The sequence below is a fragment of the Mesorhizobium sp. M7A.F.Ca.CA.002.04.1.1 genome (genome assembly GCF_004022805.1).
GTDB lineage: Bacteria > Pseudomonadota > Alphaproteobacteria > Rhizobiales > Rhizobiaceae > Mesorhizobium > Mesorhizobium ciceri.
On sequence record NZ_RZPL01000368.1, the window covers coordinates 1 to 5,499 of the forward strand.

At 64.4% G+C, this 5,499-nt stretch carries 7 protein-coding genes; 2 read left to right on the top strand and 5 right to left on the bottom strand.

Features of this window, described 5'->3' with window-relative positions; translation table 11 throughout:
- Both ENZ75_RS19155 and ENZ75_RS19160 read right to left on the bottom strand, forming a co-directional pair.
- Positions 1 to 771 (bottom strand): xanthine dehydrogenase family protein subunit M (locus tag ENZ75_RS19155; RefSeq protein ID WP_164887866.1); only part of this gene is annotated, 771 nt, incomplete at its 3' end.
- Positions 768 to 1,265, bottom strand: coding sequence for a (2Fe-2S)-binding protein (locus tag ENZ75_RS19160; RefSeq protein ID WP_013530705.1), 498 nt, complete (start codon positions 1,263 to 1,265; stop codon positions 768 to 770). The genes ENZ75_RS19155 and ENZ75_RS19160, both read right to left, overlap by 4 nt.
- A gap of 287 nt (positions 1,266 to 1,552) precedes the next feature.
- Here ENZ75_RS19160 and ENZ75_RS19165 point away from each other — a divergent pair, with 287 nt between their 5' ends.
- Positions 1,553 to 2,173: a TetR/AcrR family transcriptional regulator gene (locus ENZ75_RS19165; RefSeq protein WP_024501664.1), complete on the top strand. Its 621-nt coding sequence runs from the start codon at positions 1,553 to 1,555 to the stop codon at positions 2,171 to 2,173.
- Between the two features lie 56 nt (positions 2,174 to 2,229).
- A complete protein-coding gene (locus tag ENZ75_RS19170; protein ID WP_063168584.1) occupies positions 2,230 to 3,228 on the top strand; it encodes a bestrophin family ion channel in 999 nt (332 codons plus the stop codon).
- A gap of 62 nt (positions 3,229 to 3,290) precedes the next feature.
- Here ENZ75_RS19170 and ENZ75_RS19175 read toward each other — a convergent pair whose 3' ends face one another.
- The 3 genes from ENZ75_RS19175 to ENZ75_RS19185 all read right to left on the bottom strand — a co-directional run bounded on the left by ENZ75_RS19175 (position 3,291) and on the right by ENZ75_RS19185 (position 5,432).
- Positions 3,291 to 4,295 (bottom strand): NAD(P)-dependent alcohol dehydrogenase, encoded by a 1,005-nt coding sequence (locus tag ENZ75_RS19175; RefSeq protein WP_063168583.1) that lies wholly within the window; start codon positions 4,293 to 4,295, stop codon positions 3,291 to 3,293.
- Positions 4,296 to 4,335: 40 nt separating this feature from the next.
- A complete protein-coding gene (locus ENZ75_RS19180) occupies positions 4,336 to 4,596 on the bottom strand; it encodes a hypothetical protein (RefSeq protein WP_024501661.1) in 261 nt (86 codons plus the stop codon).
- Between the two features lie 83 nt (positions 4,597 to 4,679).
- Positions 4,680 to 5,432 carry a thioredoxin family protein gene (locus ENZ75_RS19185; protein ID WP_013530710.1) on the bottom strand — a complete coding sequence of 251 codons (753 nt, stop codon included), beginning with the start codon at positions 5,430 to 5,432 and terminating at the stop codon, positions 4,680 to 4,682.
- Positions 5,433 to 5,499: the final 67 nt, after the last annotated feature.

The following is a 5,499-nucleotide window of genomic DNA, read 5'->3' on the forward strand; positions in this document are numbered from 1 at the left end:
GATCTTGCCGCCGTCGACGACGAGCGCTGCCGCGGCCGATACGACGGCAAAGGCATAGGAGGTGCGTTCGCGGACTTTGAGGTAACGGGCATTGGCGGAGAAGGAGGCAGCCTCCGCCGGCAGGCGCACCGCCACGATCAGGTCGCCGGGCTCCAGCGCATTCTCCCGCTGCGGCGTTTCGCCGGGAAGCCGGTGAAATTCCTCCAGCGAAACATGGCGCCGGCCCTTCTTGCCTTCGATCTCGACCACGGCGTCGAGCGCCACCAGCGGCACGCAGAAATCCGACGGGTGGGTGGCGATGCAGGCGTCGCTCCAGCCGAGCACGGCGTGCAGGCGGTTTTCGCCTTCCAGCGCGTCGCAGCCGGTGCCTGGCTGGCGCCTGTTGCAGGCGCTGGCGGTGTCGTAGAAATAGCTGCAGCGCGTGCGCTGCAACAGATTGCCGCCGACGGTGGCGGCGTTGCGAAGCTGCGCCGAAGCGCCCGACAGCAGCGCCTCGGCCACCGCCGGATAGGATTTGGCGAACGCCGGATGGTAGGCAAGGTCGGCGTTACGCACCAGCGCACCGATGCGCAGGCCACCATCGTCCAGCCGTTCGATGCGGTTGAGTTCCGGCAGCCGGGAGATGTCGACGATACGCTCGGGACTGGTGATGCCGCCTTTCATCAGGTCGAGCAGATTGGTGCCGCCGGCGAGATAGGCCGAGCCCGGCTCGGCTGCCGCGGCGATGGCGTCGGGAATGGTGGCGGGCCTGATGTAATCGAAGTCTCTCATGCCGCGGTCCTCCGGTCGGCTTTGACAAGCTGTTGCTGGGCTTCCAGGACGGCCTCGACGATGCCGCCATAGGCCGCGCAGCGGCATATGTTGCCGCTCAGCCCCTCGCGGATGCGTTCGGGATCGTCGCCGGCCTGTCCCTCGGCGATCAGGCCGAGCGTGCTCATGATCTGGCCGGGTGTGCAGAACCCGCACTGGAAGCCGTCATGGGCGATGAAGGCGGCCTGCACCGGATGCAGTTCCTCGCCGTTGGCGACGCCTTCGATGGTCAAGACCTGGGCGCCGTCATGGCTGACCGCCAGCGCCAGGCATGAGTTGATGCGCTTGCCGTCGACCAGCACCGTGCAGGCGCCGCATTGGCCGCGGTCGCAGCCCTTCTTGGTGCCGGTGAGATCGAGCCGCTCGCGCAGCAGGTCGAGCAGGGTTACGCGTGGATCGACCTCCAGTTGGTGTCGGTGGCCATTGATGGTGAGGGTAATGGGAAGGCTGGTCATGGGCGTCTGGCTCCAGTTGCTTGACGCGGATGGGATTGAACTGGTGCCTTGCCGCAGAAGGGCAAGGTAACTGTTCGGTCAGGTCTTGACGGCGAAAGCGGAGATGGCGGATCTCCCGCGAGGCAGGCGGGCAGGGGAGATGTCGGCTTGCGTGTTCGAAAGACGTGACATACCGGTTCTCCTGATTATATGATAAAGGTGCTCCACTAAAACGGAGGCGCCTCCGTTTATTACGTGGTGGCTGACCCTGCCGGATTCAAGCCCCCTGACACGATGTGGAGAAAAAATTGGCCAGCGAGCCGTCCGCCATTGCTGAACAGAAGGCCGAGGCCGTAGACGCAAAGCCGCTGCGCGCCGATGCGCGGCGCAACCGCGACCGGCTGGTCGAGGTGGCGGTGTCAGTCTTTGCCGAGCGCGGCATCGATGGCTCGCTGGAGGAGATCGCGCGCCGCGCCGGCGTCGGCATCGGCACGCTCTACCGGCATTTCCCGACGCGCGAGCATCTGGTCGAGGTGGTCTATCGTCGTGAGGTGGAGGCGCTGTGCGCGGCCGCCGGCGAGCTTGCCCAAAAACATCCGTCCGATGTCGCGCTGGAACAGTGGATGCAGCGCTTCGTCGACTACATCGCCACCAAGCGCGGCCTGGCGACCAGCCTGCGCATTGTGCTCACCACCAATTCGACGCTGTTTTCCGACACGTTCGGCCGGGTGTCGCAAGCCTTGCGACGCCTGGTCGAGGCGGCGGTGGCCGACGGCACCATCCGCGGCGACGTCGACGCTTCCGACGTGCTGCACGCGCTGGGCGGCATCTATTCAGCGCCCGACACCCCCGAATGGCGCGACCGCTCGCGCCGGCTGGTCAAGCTGTTGATGGACGGGTTGCGGTTCGGGGCTGCAAAGGCACAATGAGGCGACCAGATTCCGGCCGTGCAAAACCAGACCTATCGATGAGTTGAGGGGATACGATGTATGTAGGCCGTTCCTACAAACTGATCGATTTCGCGCTGTGGTCGCGGCGCAGCGTCATCTACATGGTGGTGGTGAGCGGTCTGGCCGTGGCGGCCTACCGTCTTCCAGGCATCGCCGGGTTTTCGGTGCCATGGTCGGTGGTGCTGGTGCTTGGCACCACCGTGTCACTCGTCGCCGGGTTCAAGAATTCGCAGGTGTTCACCCGCAGCAGCGACGCGCTGCAGGCTTTTACGCAAATTACGGCCAGCAGCCGTTTGTGGTCCAATTTCTGCAGGGATTTCCTCGACGCGCCGACGGCCAGACAGCTCATCTATCGCCACATCGCCTGGATGACGGCATTGCGCTTTTCCCTGCGCCGGCCGATGCCATGGGAGTCCATGGCGCGGGCCGCCAATATCGAATACCGGCGGCGCTACCGTATCCATGAGGATGCGAGCTCGGTCGGCGACGAATTGCGTCCGCTGCTCGCCGAACAGGCCGAGGACGTCCTGAAATCGCCCCAGCCGGCGATAGCCCTGCTCGAACTGCAATCTGTCCAGGTCAATGCGCTGTTCAAGGACACAAAGCTCCCTCCTCAGATCTATGGCGAACTGACCAAGCTGATCCGCGACTTCCATGACCAGCAGGCGCGCTGCGATCGCATCAAGAACAATCCCTATCCCCGGCAATACGCCATCGTCAGTTCGATGTTCGTCATGATCTTCTGCACACTGTTGCCGTTCGGGGTCGTTCCCGTCTTTGCCGATATGGGCAAACTGGGTGGCGCGCTCGGGTCGATAGCGATCTGGCTGACGATCCCGTTCAGCACGCTGCTCGGCTGGGCCTACATGTCTCTCGACCAGGTCGGCGAAAGCAGCGCCAACCCGTTCGAGGGCAATGCCAACGACGTTCCGATCTCGCAGATCTGCCGCGACATCGAGATCGAGTTGCGTAGCGGGCTCGGCGAGAGCGACCTTCCCAAGCCCCTGCTGCCGGTCAACGACATCGCGACCTAGGCAGGATCACGACGAGGCGCGGCCCCGGCGGTCCCCTTCATCGTGCTGCTGGCGGAGAACGCTCAAACGTCAAGGCAGACCTTGCCGAAATGCTTTCGGGATTCGTAATGAGCGAAGGCGGTGGCGATGTCCTGCAGCGGAAAGTGGCGGTCTATGACGGGCTTCAGCCTGTTGGACTCTATCGCGCGGATCATATCCTCCTGGTCGGCCCGGCTGCCGATGGAAATGCCGCTGATGCGGATCTGGTTGGAAAACAGGGCTGGGATAGACACTTCCGCCGCAAAGCCGGTCAGGACGCCGACCAGCGCGATGTGACCGCCCGTGCGGCAGGCGATAATCGACTGCGCCAGCGTGGCGGGTCCGCCGACCTCGATCACGTGATCGACGCCGCGCCCGCCCGTCAGATCCTTGGCCTTGCGGCCCCAGTCCGGGACGGACTTGTAGTTGATGACGGCGTCGGCTCCGAGGCGCTTGAGCCTTTCCAGCTTCTGCTCGTCGGATGAGGTGGCGATGACCCGGGCGCCGGCGGCCTTGGCGAATTGCAGCGCGAACAGCGATACGCTGCCCGAACCGAGGACCAGCACTGCGTCGCCCGGCTTCACCTTGCCGCACACAATCAGGCCGCGCCAGGCAGTAACGCCCGTGCAGGTGAGCGACGCCGCCTCGACATGCGTATAGCCTGCCGGTGCCCTGGTGAAAGCATGCGCCGGCATGCAGACATACTCGCTGGCGAAGCCGTCGAAACTGTCTCCCGGAATATCGCGCCGGGTGCAGGGCGTCATGTCACCGCGCAGCCACCAGGGATAGAAGACGCTGACGACGCTGTCTCCGGGCCTGAGTGCATCGACACCGTCGCCGAGGGCAATCACTTCGCCGGCGCCGTCGGAGAGCGGAACGCGGCCGTCGGCGAGAGGCATCTTGCCTTGCACGGCAAAGTCGTCGCGCATGTTCAACGCGCAGGCCCGGATCCTGACCAGCACCTCGCCCGGCCCTGGTTGGGGCGGATCTTCCTCGACCAGGTCGAGATTGCCCAAGCCGCCCGGCGCTCTCAGCCTGACCAGTCTCATTGTCTTCTCCGATGTGTGGGGTGTCTAGAATTGGAAGGGCCTAGCGGGCCTGCCGGCCGGAGATCACCCGCAGCCAGGGCGCCAGATGAAAGGCGCTCATCAGCAGATACATCGCAGCCATGCCCGTGAGGGGCGAGGCGTCGGTGCCCATGCACTGCATGGCCGCATCGCCGCTGAAGATGCAGGTGAGCAGCGCCATCACGGCGAAGGTCGGTGCCGCGGCAAGGCAAAGCCAGTCGGCCAGCCCGAGGGTGGCGGCTTCTGGGATCGTGCTGCCGGCACCTGTGTGGATATCGCTCATCGCCTTGATCCTTGATGATCATGCCAGCCACGACAGGTTCCTCTCTCCACGGAGTGGGGAGAGGAACCCAGACTGGACAACCGTTACTGCTCGCCCTTGTCGCGGAATGCGGCCTCGCCGGCAGCAGACACTTCTTCCCATTTCTTGTCGGCCCCGGCGTCGTAATTGTCGTGCCAGTTCCACCAGGAGTAGAGTGGAGTCTGCGGATAGCCTTCGGGCGAATCCTCCCAGATTTCCTGGCGGCCGAGCGGCGTCGCGTCGAGATAGCTCCAGACGGTGCCCATCGCTTCGTCGCCGCGGCTGTTAATCAAGTAGGTGCGGAAGATGCGATCGCCGTCACGGATGAAGACGTTGTGGCCGTGCCATTCGTCGACACCGAAGTCCTTGTCGAAACTGTCAGTGATTGTGTACCAGGGCATCTGCCAGCCCATCCGCTGCTTCAGCCGCGCAATGTCGGCCTGCGGGGCACGCGAAGCGTAGGCAAGCGTGGTGTTGCGGGCGTTGAGATGGGCGAGGTGGCCGACCTGGTCGGCGCCCAGCGAACAGCCGCGGCAGGCGTGATCGGGCCAGCCATGCACGCCGGGCTCGAAGAAGGCGCGATAGACGATCAGCTGGCGGCGGCCTTCGAACAGATCGAGCAGGCTCGCTCTGCCGTTCGGTCCCTCGAACACATAGGCCTTGTCGACTTCCATCCACGGCATGCGCCGGCGCTCGGCGGCCAATGCGTCCTTGGCGCGCAGTGTTGCCTTTTCCTTCACCAGCATCTGTTCGCGGGCGGCTTCCCAGTCCTGCCTCGAAACGATCGGCGGGGTCTTCATTGCGATGTGCTTGGTCATTGGTCGTCTCCTTTGCCAGTCTGTTGTCGCTTGCTGTCAGCCAGAATAGGGCGGTGAAGCGGGAGGG